The organism is Actinopolymorpha cephalotaxi (assembly GCF_013408535.1).
GTDB lineage: Bacteria > Actinomycetota > Actinomycetes > Propionibacteriales > Actinopolymorphaceae > Actinopolymorpha > Actinopolymorpha cephalotaxi.
The window spans coordinates 2,318,678-2,335,673 of sequence record NZ_JACBZA010000001.1 but is presented as its reverse complement, the minus strand read 5'-3'; the positions used below and the strand labels follow the sequence as shown (position 1 = coordinate 2,335,673).

The 16,996-nt window shown below is 71.6% G+C and carries 16 protein-coding genes; 5 read left to right on the top strand and 11 right to left on the bottom strand.

Annotation, left to right across the window (positions count from 1 at the left end; all coding sequences use genetic code 11):
• Positions 1-44 precede the first annotated feature (44 nt).
• The 6 genes from FHR37_RS10365 to ald form a co-directional block, all read right to left on the bottom strand.
• On the bottom strand, positions 45-779 hold the full coding sequence (locus FHR37_RS10365) for a pseudouridine synthase (RefSeq protein ID WP_092884513.1): 735 nt from the start codon (positions 777-779) through the stop codon (positions 45-47).
• Positions 772-1,800 (bottom strand): SMC-Scp complex subunit ScpB, encoded by a 1,029-nt coding sequence (scpB, locus tag FHR37_RS10360; protein WP_092884515.1) that lies wholly within the window; start codon positions 1,798-1,800, stop codon positions 772-774. The genes FHR37_RS10365 and scpB overlap by 8 nt, the downstream gene beginning before the upstream one ends.
• Entirely contained in the window at positions 1,797-2,780 is a 984-nt protein-coding gene (locus FHR37_RS10355) for a segregation and condensation protein A (protein ID WP_378079763.1), read from the bottom strand. The genes scpB and FHR37_RS10355 overlap by 4 nt, the downstream gene beginning before the upstream one ends.
• Before the next feature lie 47 nt (positions 2,781-2,827).
• Positions 2,828-3,703: a ParA family protein gene (locus tag FHR37_RS10350; protein ID WP_175542599.1), complete on the bottom strand. Its 876-nt coding sequence runs from the start codon at positions 3,701-3,703 to the stop codon at positions 2,828-2,830.
• A gap of 494 nt (positions 3,704-4,197) precedes the next feature.
• Positions 4,198-5,127 carry a site-specific tyrosine recombinase XerD gene (gene xerD / locus FHR37_RS10345; protein WP_092884517.1) on the bottom strand — a complete coding sequence of 310 codons (930 nt, stop codon included), beginning with the start codon at positions 5,125-5,127 and terminating at the stop codon, positions 4,198-4,200.
• A gap of 1 nt (position 5,128) precedes the next feature.
• Entirely contained in the window at positions 5,129-6,244 is a 1,116-nt protein-coding gene (ald, locus tag FHR37_RS10340; protein ID WP_092884519.1) for an alanine dehydrogenase, read from the bottom strand.
• Between the two features lie 181 nt (positions 6,245-6,425).
• Between ald and FHR37_RS10335 the strand changes: the two genes are divergently transcribed.
• On the top strand, positions 6,426-7,493 hold the full coding sequence (locus tag FHR37_RS10335; protein WP_092884521.1) for an aminotransferase class V-fold PLP-dependent enzyme: 1,068 nt from the start codon (positions 6,426-6,428) through the stop codon (positions 7,491-7,493).
• A 126-nt stretch (positions 7,494-7,619) separates the two neighbouring features.
• The gene (locus tag FHR37_RS10330) at positions 7,620-9,146 is read left to right on the top strand and encodes a helix-turn-helix domain-containing protein (protein ID WP_092884523.1); all 1,527 of its coding nucleotides are present in this window, start codon (positions 7,620-7,622) and stop codon (positions 9,144-9,146) included.
• 20 nt (positions 9,147-9,166) lie between these two features.
• Here the strand turns inward: FHR37_RS10330 and FHR37_RS10325 are convergent, their stop codons facing one another.
• Both FHR37_RS10325 and FHR37_RS10320 read right to left on the bottom strand, forming a co-directional pair.
• Positions 9,167-9,745, bottom strand: coding sequence for a GNAT family N-acetyltransferase (locus FHR37_RS10325; protein WP_092884525.1), 579 nt, complete (start codon positions 9,743-9,745; stop codon positions 9,167-9,169).
• Positions 9,746-9,830: 85 nt separating this feature from the next.
• The gene (locus FHR37_RS10320; protein ID WP_092884527.1) at positions 9,831-10,673 is read right to left on the bottom strand and encodes a 3-hydroxybutyrate dehydrogenase; all 843 of its coding nucleotides are present in this window, start codon (positions 10,671-10,673) and stop codon (positions 9,831-9,833) included.
• Positions 10,674-10,863: 190 nt separating this feature from the next.
• On the opposite strand from FHR37_RS10320, the gene FHR37_RS10315 reads away from it, so the two are divergent.
• Positions 10,864-11,574 carry an NBR1-Ig-like domain-containing protein gene (locus tag FHR37_RS10315; protein WP_092884529.1) on the top strand — a complete coding sequence of 237 codons (711 nt, stop codon included), beginning with the start codon at positions 10,864-10,866 and terminating at the stop codon, positions 11,572-11,574.
• Between the two features lie 81 nt (positions 11,575-11,655).
• On the opposite strand, the gene FHR37_RS10310 is transcribed toward FHR37_RS10315, so the two are convergent.
• Positions 11,656-12,246, bottom strand: a complete 591-nt coding sequence (locus tag FHR37_RS10310; RefSeq protein WP_092884531.1) for a TetR/AcrR family transcriptional regulator — start codon at positions 12,244-12,246, stop codon at positions 11,656-11,658.
• 120 nt (positions 12,247-12,366) lie between these two features.
• Here FHR37_RS10310 and FHR37_RS10305 point away from each other — a divergent pair, with 120 nt between their 5' ends.
• The gene (locus FHR37_RS10305; protein WP_092884533.1) at positions 12,367-13,101 is read left to right on the top strand and encodes an SDR family oxidoreductase; all 735 of its coding nucleotides are present in this window, start codon (positions 12,367-12,369) and stop codon (positions 13,099-13,101) included.
• 160 nt (positions 13,102-13,261) lie between these two features.
• Positions 13,262-14,434, top strand: a complete 1,173-nt coding sequence (locus FHR37_RS10300) for a serine hydrolase domain-containing protein (RefSeq protein ID WP_092884535.1) — start codon at positions 13,262-13,264, stop codon at positions 14,432-14,434.
• Here FHR37_RS10300 and FHR37_RS10295 read toward each other — a convergent pair.
• Together FHR37_RS10295 and FHR37_RS10290 are read right to left on the bottom strand one after the other, a co-directional pair.
• On the bottom strand, positions 14,410-15,099 hold the full coding sequence (locus FHR37_RS10295; protein ID WP_092884626.1) for an NUDIX domain-containing protein: 690 nt from the start codon (positions 15,097-15,099) through the stop codon (positions 14,410-14,412). The two genes, FHR37_RS10300 and FHR37_RS10295, sit on opposite strands and share 25 nt — an antisense overlap.
• An 11-nt stretch (positions 15,100-15,110) precedes the next feature.
• On the bottom strand, positions 15,111-16,982 hold the full coding sequence (locus FHR37_RS10290; protein ID WP_237768880.1) for a CTP synthase: 1,872 nt from the start codon (positions 16,980-16,982) through the stop codon (positions 15,111-15,113).
• Positions 16,983-16,996 lie beyond the last annotated feature (14 nt).

Here is a 16,996-nt window from a genome sequence, read left to right as displayed (position 1 = left end):
GACGCGGCTCCCGGGGTCCCAGGCTGCCGGGCTGCCTGCCCGGGTCAGAGCTCGATGGTGTCCAGCAGGGTGCCGAGCTCCGCCTGGCTGAGCGGCCGGACCTGCCCGGGGGCCAGGTCGCCGATCTTCACCGGACCGAGTGACGTACGCGCCAGCCGGCGGACCGGGTGACCGACCTCGGCGAGCATCCGCCGGACGATGTGCTTGCGCCCCTCGTGGATGACGATCTCCACCATGGCCTTGCCGCCGGACTGGTGCACGACACGGAACGCGTCCGCGCGTGCCGGGCCGTCCTCGAGTTCGACGCCCTCCCGCAGCGCCCGGCCGACCCGCGGGGAGACCGGACCGGGCACCTCGGCGACGTAGGTCTTCTGCACGCCGTACGATGGGTGCGCCAGCCGGTGGGCGAACTCCCCGTCGTTGACCAGCAGGATCAGCCCCTCGGTGTCGGTGTCCAGCCGGCCGACGTGGAACAGGCGTTCCGGCCGGTCGCTGACCAGGTCGCCGAGGCAGCGGCGGCCCTGCGGGTCGCTCATCGTGCTGACCACGCCGCGCGGCTTGTTCAGGACGAGGTAGACCTTGGTGTCGTCCACCGCGATCCGCTTGCCGTCCACACGCACCGAGTCCCGGCTCGGGTCGACCCGGGTGCCGAGCGTCGTCACCACCTGGCCGTTGACCTCGACCCGGCCCGCGACGATGAGTTCCTCGCCGGCGCGCCGGCTGCCGACCCCGGCCTGGGCGAGCACCTTCTGCAGCCGAATGCCCTCGGACTCACCCATCGCCGTCGGTCCTCCGTTCGGTGCTCACGTCCTGCTGTTCGGCCTCGGTGGCCTCGGGCTCCACGTCGTCCTCAACCTCGGGCTCCACGTCGTCGTCCGGTTCCGCCGCGGCCTCACCCTCGGCCTCGGGCTCCACGGCTGGTTCCACCACGTCCTCCGCGTCGCCCAACGGCATCTGCGCGGGAACCGACGGCGCCACCTCCGCGGGTGCACTCACCTGCTCGGCCTCCATCTCGTCGATGTCCGGGAGGTAGGGCGCGAGGTCCGGCAACTCCTCCAGCGACCGGACGCCGAGGCGTTCCAGGAAGTACGACGTGGTGCGGTAGAGCGTCGCGTTGCTCTCCCCCTCCGCGCCGGCCTCCTCCACCAGCCCCCGCGTCACCAGCGTGCGCATCACGCCGTCGCAGTTGACGCCGCGGATCGCCGACACCCGCGCCCGGCTGACCGGCTGCTTGTACGCGACCACGGCCAGCGTCTCCAGCGCGGCCTGGGTGAGCTTGGCCTGCTGCCCGTCGAGGACGAACCGCTGGACGATCTCGGCGTACTCCTCGCGTGTGTAGAGCCGCCAGCCGCCCGCGACCTCGCGCAGGTCGAACCCACGCTCCTGCAGGGTGTACTCCGCGGACAGGGTGCGCAGAGCCTCGTCGATGTCGGGCCGGGGCCGTCCGAGAACCTGCGCCAGTGTGACCGGAGACAGCGGCTCGTCGACGATCAGCAGGATCGCCTCGATCGGCCCGTGCAGATCACCGGGTACGACGACGTCGAGGGTCTCCTCGGCCTCGTCGTCAGCCGGAGCCTCCGCGGCCTGCTCGTCAATCGGAGCTTGCTCACCGTCAACCGCAGCTTGCTCGCCAGTCCCCTCGTCAACCGGGGCCTGCTCGTCCGCGCCGGCCGTGGTGCCCTCGGTCGGCTCGGCCGGTGCACCCACCCCACCCACTTCGGCCGCCTCAGCGGCCTCCGCCGGCTGGTCGGTGGACGGCACCGGGCGCTCGACCTCGGGCGCGTCGTCGGCACCGCTCATGTGCTGTCTCCTGTCGAATCCGGCTCGTCCTGCTCGCCGTCGCCGTCCTGCTCGTCGTTCGCTTCTGGCTCGTCGGTGGCTTCCGGCTCGGCCTGCTCGCCGCCGCCGTCCTGCTCGTCGAACTCGTCGCTGACCGTGACCGCGCCGTCGTCGCTACCGGCCCAGCGCACGGTCAGCTCGGCCAGGGCCTCGGCCTGCTCGAAGGTCACCGCGCCCTCGCGGAAGAGTTCCAGCAGAGCGAGGAACCGCGCGATCGTCGTCACGACGTTCGGCGAGTCGGCCACCAGCGCCCGGAACGTCGTCGAGCGTATCCGGCGCAGGCGTTCGACCAGGATGGTGCCCTGCTCCCGCACGCTGACCCGGGGCGCGTGGATGTGCGCCAGCGACACCACCGGCTCCGGGCGCGGGCGCATCGCCCGGGCAGCGAGCCGGGCGAAGTCGTCCACGCCGAGGCCGATCAGCACCTCGGGCAGCAGCTTGGCGAACCGGTCCTCCAGCCCCACGGCACGGGGGAACCGGCGCGCCTCCCGCGTCATCCGCTCCGCCAGCAGCCCACCCACCTGCTTGTACGCGCGGTATTGCAGCAGCCGGGCGAACAACAGGTCCCGGGCCTCCAGCAGCGCGAGATCCTCCTCGTCCTCGACCTCTCCCTGCGGCAGCAACCGGGCGGCCTTGAGGTCGAGCAGGGTGGACGCGACGAGCAGGAACTCCGTGGTCTGGTCGAGGTCCCATTCCGGGCCCTTCGCCCGGATGTAGGCGATGAACTCGTCGGTCACCACCGACAGAGCCACCTCGGTGACGTCCAGTTTGTGCTTGGAGATCAGCCCGAGGAGGAGGTCGAACGGGCCCTCGAAGTTGTCCAGCCGGACGGTGAACGTGCTCCTCCGGCCGATCGCCGCCGCCGGCTCCTCCTCGGCCGCACCCTGCGCGGGGTCCCCGGGCGCCGGCTCGTCTCCGGGCTCGTCTGCGGGCACGCTCACGTGGTCGGTCACGAAGGTCTGTGCGGTGGTCAGCCGAGTCAGCCGGATCAGCCGAGCCGGCCGACCAGCTCGCGGGCGAGCTGGCGGTAGGCCTCGGCGGCCACGCTGTTCGGTGCGTAGGTCGTGATCGGCTCGCCCAGCTTGTTGGTCTCGGGGAAGCGGACCGTACGCGAGATCACGGTGTGGAATACCGTCTCGCCGAACCGGCCGACGACCTCCTCCAGGATCTCCCGGGCGTGCAGCGTCCGCATGTCGAACATCGTGGCGAGGATGCCCTCGATCCTCAGCCGCGGGTTGATGCGCTCCTGCACGGTCTTGATCGTCTTGTCGACCAGGAAGCCGAGCCCGCGCAGGGCGAAGTACTCGCACTCCAGCGGGATGATCACACCGTCGGCGGCGGTGAGCGCGTTGACGGTGAGCAGACCCAGCGAGGGCTGACAGTCGATCAGGATCAGGTCGTACTCCGGCCGCAGCGACTCCAGCTGACGGGCCAGGGTGGTCTCCCGGGCGACCTCGGTGACGAGCTGGATCTCCGCACCGGACAGCGAGATGTCCGAGGGCAGCAGGTCCATGCCGTCGACCGCGGTCTTGACCCGGATGTCCTCGGCGGTCACGTCACGGTCGATGACCATGTCGTACGTCGTGGCCTCCAGCGCCAGCGGGTCGATACCCAGCCCGATCGTCAGCGACGCCTGCGGATCGAAGTCGACCAGCAGCACGCGGCGGCCGAGCTCGGCCAGCGACGCACCGAGGTTGATGGCGGTGGTCGTCTTGCCGACCCCGCCCTTCTGGTTGACGATCGCGATGATGCGGGCCGGGCCGTGGCTCTCCAGCGGCGGCGGGACGGGGAACTGCGGGCGCGGCTTGGGCGAGGACGACCTGTCCCCGTCACCGGCGCTGGGTGCGGGCGCGACCGGCGTCAGGTCGGGCTCCTCGGTCTCGACCGGCCCTGACGGGACTGACGGGACCGGCGGTACCGTCGGTGCGGTCGGCTCGGTCGGCGGCGGTATCACCGACGGGTCCGCGGGAGTGGACGGGTCGATCACCGGAGCAACGTCCGGCTCGGGTGCCGGCTCGGGGTCGATCGTGGGAGTCGTCCCCCACTGCTGCGCCGCCGGCGTCTGCACCACCTGCTGGTCGGACTGATGCTCAGGCTGGTACGACTGTTGCGCGGACTCGTGCGACTGCTGGGCAGACTCGGTTCCGGCACCGTTCGTCGAGTCGTTCACGGCTCGCGTAACCTCCTGCCACGTCGGGCCCACCTTCTCGGGCAGCGACTCTGCGGTTGGGAACTCTAGTCTCACCTGCCGGTGAACCCGGCGGGGAGGCCAGGGGCACCGAGCCACCGCCGGTCCTCGAAGCGATCCCGGCGGCACATGCGCCGTACTGCCTACGACCGTAGTGCCAACCCGGGCTTTCACGCCCGCGCACGGGGGTGTGTCGCGGCATACACCTCGCGCAGCTTGTCGACGGTGACGAGCGTGTAGACCTGCGTGGTCGTCACCGACGCGTGCCCGAGGAGTTCCTGGACCACCCGGACGTCCGCGCCGCCGTCGAGCAGGTGGGTCGCGAAGGAGTGCCGGAGCGTGTGCGGCGACACCTCCGCGGGCACGTTCGCGCGTTCGGCGGCGTGCCGCAGCACGGTCCACGCGCTCTGCCGGGACAGCCGGCCGCCGCGGGCGTTGAGGAACAGCGCCGGGGTGCCCTTGCCGCCGGCGGCAAGCGCGGGCCGGGCCCGCACCTGGTAGGCGGTGACGGCCCGGCCGGCGTAGGAGCCGACCGGCACGATCCGCTCCTTCCCGCCCTTGCCACGCAGCAGGACCGCGCCGGTGTCCAGGTCGAGGTCGTCGACGTCCAGGCCGACCGCCTCGGAGATGCGCGCGCCGGTGCCGTAGAGGAGTTCGAGCAGCGCCCGGTCGCGCAGCGCCAGTGGGGTGTCGCCGGCGCCGGAGGCCTCCAGGATGCGTTCGACGTCGGTCACCGGCAGCGCCTTCGGCAGCCGGCGCGGCGGCACCGGCGGCCTCACCTCCCGCGCCGGGTCGTCCGTCGTCAGCCCCTCCCGGTGGGCGAACTTGTGGAACCCGCGTACGGCGACCACGGTCCGCGCCGCCGAGCTCGCGCCGAGCGGAGGGTGGTCGGGGTCACCCTCCCGCAGCCGGACGAGGAACGCGCTGACGTCGGCGGGCCCGATCCGGTCGGCCCGGTCGAGCCCCCGCCCGGCCAGGAACTCCGCGTACCGGCGCAGGTCCCGGCGGTAGGACGCCAGCGTGTTGGCCGCCAGCCCGCGTTCGACGCTGAGGTGGTTGAGGTAGCCGGTGACCGCCCGCTCCACCCCCGTGGCGGTCACCTCAGGCCACCACCGCGGCGAAGTCGGTGTGCGGTAGTCCGTGCGCCTCCGCGACGGGTGCGTTGACCAGGTGCCCCTCGTGGGTGTTCAGCCCCAGGCCGAGGGCGAGGTCGGCCCGGCTGGCCTCCTGCCATCCCCGGTCGGCGAGCTCGAGCACGTAGGGCAGCGTGACGTTGGTCAGGGCGTACGTCGAGGTGTGCGGCACCGCGCCGGGCATGTTCGCCACGCAGTAGAAAACCGAGTCGTGCACGCGGTAGGTGGGCTCGTCGTGCGTGGTGGGCCGGGAGTCCTCGAAGCAGCCGCCCTGGTCGATGGAGATGTCGACCAGCACGCTGCCCGGCTTCATCCGGGACACCTGCTCGGTGGTGACCAGCGTCGGCGCCTTGGCGCCCGGGACGAGGACCGCGCCGATCACCAGGTCGGCGTCCAGGACGGCCCGTTCCACCTCGTAGGCGTTGGACGCCACCGTCTGCAGGTGGCCGCGGTAGACCCGGTCGGCCTGGCGGAGGCGTTCGATGTTCTTGTCCAGCAGCAGGACCTCGGCCTGCATGCCGAGCGCGATGGCGGCGGCGTTCAGCCCGGACACGCCGGCACCGATCACCACGACCTTCGCGGCGTACACGCCGGAGACGCCGCCCATCAGGATGCCGCGGCCGCCGCCCTGGCTCATCAGGTGGTACGCACCGACCTGCGGCGCCAGCCGGCCGGCGACCTCGCTCATCGGCGCCAGCAGCGGGAGCGAGCCGTCGGGCAACTGCACCGTCTCGTACGCGATCGCGGTGGTCCCGGACTCCAGCAGCGCGGTGGTGAGCTGCCTGGACGCCGCGAGGTGGAGGTAGGTGAAGAGCACCTGGCCCTTGCGCAGCCGGGAGTACTCCGAGGCGATCGGCTCCTTGACCTTGAGGACGAGATCGCTCTCGGCCCACACGTCGTCGGCGGTCTCGATGATCTTGGCGCCGGCCCGCTCGAACTCCTGGTCCGGGATCGACGACCCCTCCCCCGCCCCGCGTTCGACCACCACGTGGTGACCGTGGCGGACCAGTTCGTGCGCACCCGCCGGGGTCAGCGCGACACGGTACTCGTGGGTCTTGACTTCCTTGGGGACACCGATCTTCACGGTCGCTCGTTGCCTTCCGCTGGCTCGCGCGGCACGGCGTCGTTGCCGTACCGCCTGTACGCCGCGGACCGGGCGGGGCGCACCTGTCGCGGCGGGGCGAGTGTAAACCTGGCGGGGCGGGCCGGGCGCTCCGTCCACAGGCGTGGCGCGGATCGCCGCCGATCCCGGGCAGGATGGGGCGATGGACCTCGCCGCCGCCCAGGACCTGTTCGACGCCGAGCCGGGCTGGCTGAACACCGCCAGTTTCGGCCTGCCGCCCCGCCCGGCCTGGGACGCGCTGCAGGAGGCGCTGGCGGGCTGGCGGCACGGCACCACCGGCTCCCAGCCGTGGTTCGACGCCACCCAGCGGGCCCGGGAGGCGTTCGCCCGGCTGGTCGGCGCCCCCGCCGCGGACGTCGCGATCGGGAGTACGACCTCCGGCCTGCTGGCCCCGGTGGCCGCGGCCCTCCCGGCGGGCTCACGGGTGGTGGTGCCGGACGTGGAGTTCACCTCCAACCTGTTCCCGTGGCTGGTGCACGCCGACCGGGGCGTGGAGGTGGTGACCGTGCCGGTGGACGAGCTCGTCCAGGCCGTCGACCGGCGTACGACGGTGGTCGCGTTCAGCGCGGTCCAGTCCGCGACCGGGCAGGTGGCCGACTTCGACCGGCTGGTCGAGGTGGCCCACGACGCCGGTGCGCTGGTGGTCGTGGACGCCAGCCAGGCGGCCGGCTGGCTGCCGCGGGATTGGACCCGCGCCGACGTGGTGGTGGCCTCGGCGTACAAGTGGCTGATGGCGCCGCGCGGTGCGGCGTTCGGCTACTTCGCGCCTTCGGTGCGTGAGCGGCTGCGCCCGATCCAGGCCGGTTGGTTCGCCGGCGATGAAGTGGCGTCGTCCTTCTACGGCCCGCCGCTGCGGCTGGCCCCGGACGCGCGGAGGTTCGACATCTCGCCCGCGTGGTTCTGCTACGTCGGCGCCGCGCCGGCCCTGGACCTGGTGCTGGCCGTCGGCGTGGACCGCGTACACGCCCACGACGTCGGGCTGGCGAACCGCTTCCGGGAGGGACTCGGCCTGCCCCCGGGCGACTCCGCGATCGTGTCGGTCGAGGTGCCGCGCGCCGAGGAGCGGCTGGCGGCGGCCGGGATCCGAGCCGGCTTGCGCAACGGCCGGGTGCGCGTATCGTTCCACCTCTACTCCACCGAGGACGACGTGGAGCGCGCGGTCGGCGCGTTACGCCCGGCCACCGGACCCGGGTTCACCGGGTCCGGATGAGACGTGACCGCTGACGGCCAGTGACATCATGAGCCGCAATCGACGGTCCGGCGTGAGGCAGTTCATACCGCGACACGCCGCCACCCGGCGTGCGACGACACCACATGTGAGATACGGTCTCGCCCCATGACCGAGGACTACCTACGCCGCATCGGCACCCTGATCCGGGACGCACGCCAGCATCGCGGCTGGACGCAGGCCCAGCTCGCCGAGACGTTGGGCACCAGTCAGAGCGCGATCAACCGGATCGAGCGCGGCCACCAGAACCTCAGCCTGGAGATGCTTGCTCGCATCGGCGACGCCCTCGACAGCGAGATCGTGTCGCTCGGCACGTCCGGTCCGATGCACCTGCGGGTGGTCGGCGGGCGGCAGCTGTCCGGCAGCATCGACGTCAAGACCAGCAAGAACGCCTGCGTGGCCCTGCTGTGCGCGTCCCTGCTCAACCACGGCCGCACGACGCTGCGCCAGGTGGCCCGGATCGAGGAGGTCAACCGCATCCTCGAGGTGCTGCACAGCATCGGCGTCCGCACCCGCTGGCTGAACGAGAACAACGACCTGGAGATCGTCCCGCCGGCCACCCTCGACCTGGACGGCATGGACGTCGCCGCCGCCCGGCGCACCCGCAGCGTGCTGATGTTCCTCGGCCCGCTGATGCACCGCGAGGACCGTTTCCAGCTGCCGTACGCCGGTGGCTGCGACCTCGGCACCCGGACGGTCGAGCCGCACATGGTCGCGTTGCGGAAGTTCGGCCTGGAGGTCAAGGCGACCTCCGGGTTCTACAACGCCGAGGTCGACCGCACCGTCTCCCCCGGTTCGATCGTGCTGACCGAGCGCGGCGACACGGTGACCGAGAACGCCCTGCTCGCCGCGGCCCGCCACGACGGCGTCACCGTCATCCGCAACGCCAGCCCCAACTACATGGTCCAGGACCTCTGCTTCTACCTGGCCGAGCTCGGCGTCCGCATCGACGGCGTCGGCACCACCACGCTCACCGTGCACGGGGTGCCGGCCATCGACCGCGACGTCGACTACGCGCCCTCGGAGGACCCGATCGAGGCGATGAGCCTGATCACCGCGGCGATCGCCACCTCCTCCGAGCTCACCGTCCGGCGGGTCCCGATCGAGTTCATGGAGATCGAGCTGGCCCAGCTCGCCGAGATGGGCCTGCACTTCACCCGCAGCGAGGAGTACGCCTCCCACAACGGCCGGACCCGGCTGGTCGACGTGACGGTCTTCCCGTCCACGCTGCACGCACCGATCGACAAGATCCACCCGATGCCGTTCCCCGGGCTGAACATCGACAACGTGCCGTTCTTCGCGGTGATCGCCGCGGCGGCCAACGGCACCACGCTGATCCACGACTGGGTGTACGAGAACCGCGCGATCCACCTCACCGAGCTGAACAAGCTCGGCGGCCGGGTCCGGCTGGCCGACCCGCACCGGATCTACGTCGACGGGCCGACCCACTGGTCGGGCACCGAGGTCATCTGCCCGCCGGCGCTGCGCCCCGCGGTGTGCATCCTGCTGGCGATGCTGGCCGCCAAGGGCACGTCGGTGCTGCGCAACATCTACGTCATCAACCGTGGGTACGAGGACCTCGCCGAACGGCTCAACCAGCTCGGCGCGCAGATCGAGTCCTTCCGCGACATCTAGGTCTGTCCTGCGGGCCAGACCTAGAGAAAGACCCGCTGGGCCGTGTCGGCGCGGGCCGCGGTCCGCGGCGTCCCGCGCCACTCGTCCTCGAGGATGCCGAACGTCTCGGAGTCCCGCCACCCGTCGCGCAGCAGCATGGTGTGGCGGAGCCTGCCCTCGTAGGTCATGCCGAGCCGGCGCAGGAGTGCCGCGGAGCCGGTGTTACGCGGGTCGCAGGTGGCGGCGATCCGGTGCTGGCCGCGCTCGGCGAAGCCGATCCGCAGCAGGGCCCCGCCGATTGCCGTACCCACGCCTTTGCGCCACACCCGCGGGTGCACGGCGTAGGAGATCTCGCCCTGCCGGTGGCGCGCCCGCGGACCGACCTCGAGCACACCCATGCCGAGCACCTCACCGTCGACCAGCGCGGCGTACGACTCCCGCAGCAAGGGCAAGTCAGACCAGGCGTCGACCGCACCGCGTACGAACGCCTCCGCCTCGGCCGGTGAGTCGGGTCCCCATGCCTGGTAGCGGCAGGTCTCGGGCGGGCCGGACCAGGAGTGGACGGCCGGCCAGTCCGTCAGCTCGAGCGGACGCAGCAGCACCTCAGGACGCGGGGACATCCGGGAACCCTACGCCCGCTGGTGGGGCGGATCACCTTGTTTTGCTGAGGTTTCCAGGCGCCGCCACGCGGACACGCCGCCCTCGTCAGGAAGCGGTCCAGCCGCCGTCGAGGGTGAGCGCGGCGCCGGTCAGGGACGTGGTCGCGGGTCCGCACACGAACGCCACCAGCTCGGCCACCTCGTCGGGTTCGACCAGGCGCTTGAGCGGTGTGCGGGCCAGGAGCACGTCCTCCAGCACCTGCTCCTCCCCCACGCCGTGCGCCTGCGCCTGCGCGGCGAGCTGCTTTTCCACCAGCGGTGTCCGGACGTACCCCGGGCAGATCGTGTTGGACGTGACACCACGCCCGGCCGCCTCCAGCGCGAGCACCTTCGACAGGCCCTCCAGTCCGTGCTTGGCCGCGACGTAGGCCGACTTGTACGCCGAGGCCCGCTGGCCGTGTGCGGAGGAGACGTGCACCAGCCGTCCCCACCCCCGCTCGTACATGCCGGGCAGCACCAGCCGCGCCAGCCGGAACGGCGCCTCCAGCATCACCCGCTGGATCAGCGCGAACTTCTCCACCGGGAACTCCTCCACCGGCGCGACGTGTTGCAGGCCGGCGTTGTTGACCAGGATGTCGGCCCCGCGGAGCGCGTCCAGTTCGTCGAGAGCGTCCAGCGCGGCCGGATCGCCGAGGTCGACCGGGTGCGACTGTCCGCCCACCTCCGCGGCCACCGCCGCGGCACCGTCGGCGTCGAGGTCCAGCACGACCACGCGTGCGCCTGCCCGGGCGAGCCGGTGGACGCAGGCTCGACCGATTCCGCTGGCGCCACCGGTGACCACGGCCGTCCGGCCGGTCAGGTCGACGCCGCCGGCGGCCGGGGCTGTGCCTGCTGCCGTGGTGGCTGGTGCTGCCGGCGCGGCAGGCGCGGCTGGTGTGGTGTCGGTCATGCCGACCTACCGTACGTCCGTACCCCGGCGGGGTCCCGGCCGGTGGGCGGGGGCCCGGCCGCCGGCCGGGCCCACCCTCTCCCCCCATCGGGTGTCGTAGCAGTCCCCACCCCACACACCCGATGGACGTAACCGTAGATCGGGGTGTATTTATGCGGCGAGATCTAATCAATTCCACCGGGGGGATGGGATGGCGGGCCACCGTGGCCGGCCGGAGAAGCCGTTGCCGCTGCCGACGAACGCGAAGGAACGCTTCGGTGCGCAACTGCGCGAGCTCCGGCACATCAACGAACTCGGGCTGGCCGCGATGGCGGCCCGGTCCGGCTGCTCGGTCACCACGATCGGGCAGGCCGAACGCGGCGTCCAGATACCAGGCGAGGCCCTCGTGCACACCTGGGACACCGTGCTGAACGCGAACAACATTCTCAACGCCTACTACGAGGACATGCGGTACGAGGAGCGGCACCGGCGCCTCACCTCGCCGCAGCGCCGCGCGCCGAGGCGTCCGGCGCCGGAACGGCCGATACCCGGAGACCGCAGCGAGTGGGTCGCCGACGTCACCATTCCCGACGGCACCCTGATGCGTCCCTCGCAGACGTTCACCAAGACCTGGCGGCTCCGCAACGCCGGTTCGGTCCGGTGGGTCGAGCGGTACCTGATGCGGCTGGGCACCCTGGTCGCGGCCGGGCAGGTGGCCACCCCGCGGCTGACCCCGATCCCGGACACCGAGCCCGGCGAGGAGGTCGACATCAGCGTTCCCTGCAAGGCGCACATCATCCCGGGCACGTCCGTGGCGCACTTCAAGTTCGCCGACGCGGACGGACACCTGTACTTCCCGACCACCGACTACGCCGGAATTCTGTTGTCCATCACCGTGCTCGACGACGGCCGCTCCCACTGAGTCCGTGGGCGAAAGGTGGTGCCGGCGCAGCGGCGGCACCATCCGCTCCTGACCGCGGCTCGACGACGGTACTGACGCCTGTCAGCCGTCGGGCGCCTGTGACGGTGCGGGCCTCAGCCCGTCCATGGTGAGGTCGAGAAGGCGTTCGGCCTGGTCTCGTTGCTCGGGCTTCGCCGACGTGAGGGCGATGCCGGCGAGTGCGGCGAACATGTCGGTCGGGTGGATGTCCGAGCGCAGCGCGCCGGCGGCGGCGCCCGCTTCCATGAGGGTGGAGAGCGCGGTCTGGATCAGGTCACGGCTGTGGCCGTAGGGGTCGGCTCCTGAGGCGACGACCGCGCGCAGGGCGTCGGCCATGCCGAGCTTGGCGGTGGCGTAGTCGATGAAACGCCCCATCCAGGCGCGCAGGGCCTCCCGTGGCGGCATCGTCGCCAGCAGATCGGGGACGGCATCGCACAGCCGCGCCACCTCGTTGCGGTAGGCCGCCTCGATCAGGATCTCCCGGGTGGGGAAGTTGCGGTAGAGCGTGCCGGTCCCCACTCCCGCCTCCCGGGCGATCCGCTCGAAGTGGGCGTCGAGCCCCTCTTCGGTGAACACCCGCACCGCTGCGGCCAGGATCCTGTCCCGGTTGCGCTGGGCGTCGGCCCTCAGTGGGCGTTCCGTGTCCCGTGCCATCGACGGCTCGCTCCCTCGTCCCGTTTGCAAAGTGGAGGCGCGTCCACTTAGGGTGAACCTAACCGGCGGAGCCTCCACTTTAGGTGGTGTGCTGCGCTCATTCCACTTTCGGAGGATGTCGTGTCGGGAATCGAAGGCAGGGTCGCGGTGATCACGGGCGCCAGCAGCGGGATCGGAGAGGCGACCGCACTGCTGCTGGCCGAGCGGGGGGCGACGGTGGTGCTCGGCGCTCGTCGGCCGGAGCGTCTGGAGACGCTGGCCGCCCGCATCGAGAATGCCGGCGGCCAGGCCGCCTACGTACGCACGGACGTGAAGCGCCGGGAGGACGTGGCCGGTCTGGTCGGGCTGGCCCGCGACCGGTACGGCAGGATCGACGCCCTCGTCAGCAACGCCGGCGTCGGCCTGATCTCCCCCCTGGACGACCTGCGGGTCGAGGACTGGGAGGAGATGATCGACGTCAACCTCAAGGGCGTCCTGTACGGAATCGCCGCCGCACTGCCGGTCTTCCGGGAGCAGGGCTTCGGGCACTTCGTGAACATCGTCTCCACGGCCGGGCTGCGCATCGTGCCGCAGCAGTCGGTCTATGCCGGTACCAAGAACGCGGTCCGCACCATCTCCGAGGGCCTGCGCCAGGAGGCCGGTGCCAACCTGCGGGTCACGGTCGTCTCGCCGGGCGTCACCCGCACGGAGTTCTCTGACTCGATGGCGCCGGAGATGCGGGCTCAGGTCCTCGACCGCATGGGCGACATCGCGATTCCGCCGGACGCCATCGCCCGTGCGGTCGCCTTCGCCCTCGAGCAGCCCGCCAACGTCGACGTGGGCGACATCGTCGTCCGCCCCACCGCGCAGAACTGACTCGGTCGTCCAGGTCGCCGGAGTTCGCGCACCGACCGCCGACCGCCGCCGCCGGAGTGTCGGCGCCGATGAGTTCCGGTGGCCGGAGCAGTCTTCCTCCCAGCGTCGCGACCGACCGGCGGCCCGCGGCCACCGAGCCAGGAGAAGGCGGACCAGACCGATGACCGAGCTGAACGACCTGAACGACCTGAGTGACCTGCTGAGTACGCACGTCCGCGAGGGCACGGTGCCGGGCGCCGTGGCCGTCGTGGTCCGGGGCGACGATCCGGAGTCGGCGGTCGCCGGCTCGATCGACGTCGAGGGCACCGCACCGATGACGCGGGACTCGATCTTCCGGCTCGCCTCGCTGACCAAACAGATCACGGCCGCCGCCATGATGGTGCTCCTGGAGGACGGCCGGCTGGGCCTGGACGACCCGATCGCCAAGTGGCTGCCCGAGCTCGCCGAACCGAAGGTGGTGCGCACGCCGGGCAGTCCGGTCGACGACGTGGTGCCGGCCGTGCGGCCGATCACCGTCGAGCACCTGCTCAGCTCCCGGGCCGGCTGGGGATTCCCGTCCGACTTCACCCTGCCGGCGATCGGGCTGATCTTCGACATTCAGAAGAGCGGGCTCGACCCGCAGCACGTCGAGGCCCCGGACGCCTGGCTGGCGGCGCTGTCCTGCGTCCCGCTGCTCTACCAGCCGGGCGAGGCGTGGCTCTACAACACCTGCTCGGACCTGCAGGGCGTGCTGATCGGCCGGGTCACCGGCCAGTCGTTTCCGGAGTTCCTGGCCGAGCGGCTGTTCGAGCCGCTCGGCATGGCCGACACGGCGTTCGAGGTTCCGGCCGGCAAGCGGGGGCGGTTCACCAGCATGTACCGCAGGGACCCCGACGGGGGCGGGCTGGTGCTCGCGGACGCTCCGGACGGACAGTGGAGCAGCCTGCCGGCCTTCCCGTCCGGCGCCGGCGGCCTGGCCGGCACCGCCGGCGACTGGCTCCGCTTCGCACGGATGCTGCTTGCGGGCGGCACGCACGAGGGCCGCCGGGTGCTGACGGCGGAGTCCGTACGCCGGATGACGACAGACCACCTGAGTGCAGGACAACGCGAAATCGGCGAGCTGTTCCTGGACGGACAGGGCTGGGGCTACGGCGGATCGGTCGACCTCGCGCCCACCCGGCCGTGGAACGAACCCGGCCGCTACGGATGGACCGGCGGCAGCGGAACGGCTGCGTACATCTCCCCCGCGAGCGGCACGATCTCGCTGTTGCTCACTCAGGTGGCGATGGACAGCCCGGTGGCGCCGCCGGTGATGCGGGACTTCTGGACCTACGTCGGCCGAAGCGGCTCGTAGGGCACCGCCTCGCGGGCCGGCCACGGCGCGTCGGCCGGGCGGAGCGCGTCGAAGCCGGCGCCGTTGCGGGCCGCCCAGGCCGCCAGCGCACCCATCACCAGTGAGGGATTGTGCAGGTCGCCGGCCAGCACCCCCGCCACGACGTCGGCCAGCGGCGTCCAGGAGACGGTCATGTCCGCCTCCTCGTCGACGCCGTTGTGCCGCTCGTCGTGCGGCACCTCCGACAGGCCGCGGGCGAGGTAGATGCGCAGCGACTCGGTGGTCATCCCAGGCGAGGTGAAGGCGTCCACCAGCACCCGCCAGTCGCGGGCCCGGACGTGCCCCTCCTCGTACAGCTCCCGCTGGGCAGCGGCGAGGTAGTCCTCCCCCTCCACGTCGAGCAGCCCCGCGGGAGGCTCGAAGAGGCGGTGGCCGACCGGATGGCGGTACTGATGCACCAGCAGCATCCGGTCGCGGTCGTCCATGGCGATGATGCCGACCGCACCGGAGTGCACCACGACGTCGCGGGTGAACTCCCGGCCGTCGCCGCCGTCGACGACGTCCTTCCGGACGGCGATCACCCGGCCGGTGCTCAGGGTGTACGACGAGGAGGCGACCGGCCAGCGCTCGGGTACGTCGCGTGGAGGGGCTCCGTCGGCGTTCTGGTTACCGAACCTGCCGTCCACCGTCGCACCGCTCACCGGCGTACTCCCGTGCGCAGCCAGCCGTCCCGCTGCCGGAGCGGCACCGCTCCGTGCGTCCCGTCGGCCTCACCGGAGGTCTCGGCCAGGTCGGCACCGTCGGCGTCGGGATCGGCGTCGGCCGCCGTGAGCGAACCGGCCCCGGCCGAGTCCGCGGACTCCTGCCGCCCGGTGGCCATGCCGTCGGCGTCCTCGGCGTAGACCAGCCCGAGGTCGCCGACCGGGAGCTGCATCTCCCGCTGGCGGGCCAGCGCGGCCTCGACCAGTCCGGTGAACAACGGGTGCGGGCGGGTCGGCCGGGACCGCAGCTCGGGGTGGGCCTGGGTGGCGACGTAGTACGGATGAAGGTCGCGGCGCAGCTCGACGAACTCCACCAGCCGGCCGTCCGGCGACGTGCCGGAAATGACCAGGCCGGCCTCCTCCAGCTGCGTGCGGTAGGTGTTGTTGACCTCGTAACGGTGCCGGTGGCGTTCCTCGACGTACGGCTCGGCGTAGGCCCGGCGCACCAGCGAGTCCTCGGCGAGCTTCGCGGGATACAGCCCGAGCCGCATCGTGCCGCCGAGGTCACCGGACCCGGCCACGATCTCGCGCTGCTCCTCCATCGTGGCCACCACCGGGTGGGCGCAGGTGGCCTCGAACTCGCTGGAGTTGGCGTCGTCCAGGCCGGCGAGATTGCGGGCCACGTCGACGACCATGCACTGCAGGCCGAGACACAGGCCCAGGGTCGGCAGCTGGTGTTCGCGGGCGTAGGCCGCCGCGCCGACCTTGCCCTCGACACCGCGTACTCCGAACCCGCCGGGAATGCACACCGCGTCCACGTCGGCGAGATGGCGGGCCGCGCCCTCCCGCGTCGTGCACTCGTCGGAGGGCACCCAGCGGATGTTGACCCGGGTGTCGTGCTGGAAACCGCCGGCACGCAACGCCTCGGTCACCGAGAGGTAGGCGTCGGGCAGGTCGATGTACTTGCCGACCAGGGCGACCGTCACCTCGTCGGCGGGGTGGTGGACCCGGCGCAGCAGCTCGTCCCACTCGGTCCAGTCGACGTCGCGGAACGGGAGGTTCAGCCGGCGTACGACGTAGGCGTCCAGACCTCCGCCGTGCAGGACCTTGGGAAGGTCGTAGATGCTCGGCACGTCGGGATTCTCGATGACGGCTTCCTCGTCGACGTCGCACATCAACGAGATCTTCCGCTTGACGTTGGGCGGAAGCTCGCGGTTGCACCGGCAGACGATCGCGTCGGGCTGGATACCGATGCTGCGCAGGGCCGCGACGGAGTGCTGGGTCGGCTTGGTCTTCAGCTCGCCGGACGGCCCGAGGTAGGGCACCAGGGACACGTGCAGGAAGAACACGTTGTCGCGGCCCACGTCGTGGCGTACCTGCCGGGCCGCCTCCAGGAACGGCAGCGACTCGATGTCGCCGACCGTGCCGCCGATCTCGGTGATCACGACGTCGATGCCGGGGCCCGCCATCCCCCGGATCCGGGCCTTGATCTCGTTGGTGATGTGCGGGATGACCTGGACGGTGTCCCCGAGGTAGTCGCCGCGGCGCTCCTTGGCGATCACGCTGGAGTAGACCTGGCCGGTGGTGACGTTCGCGCTGCGGCCGAGGTCGACGTCCAGGAACCGCTCGTAGTGGCCGATGTCGAGGTCGGCCTCGGTCCCGTCGTTGGTGACGAACACCTCACCGTGCTGGAACGGGTTCATGGTGCCGGGATCGACGTTGAGATAGGGGTCGAGCTTCTGCATGGTGACCCGCAACCCGCGTGCCTTCAGCAGATTGCCGAGGCTGGAGGCGGTGAGGCCCTTGCCGAGAGAGGAGGCGACGCCCCCTGTGACGAACACGTGCCTGGTGGGCGAAGAGGCGGCCAAAGCTACTCCCCGTG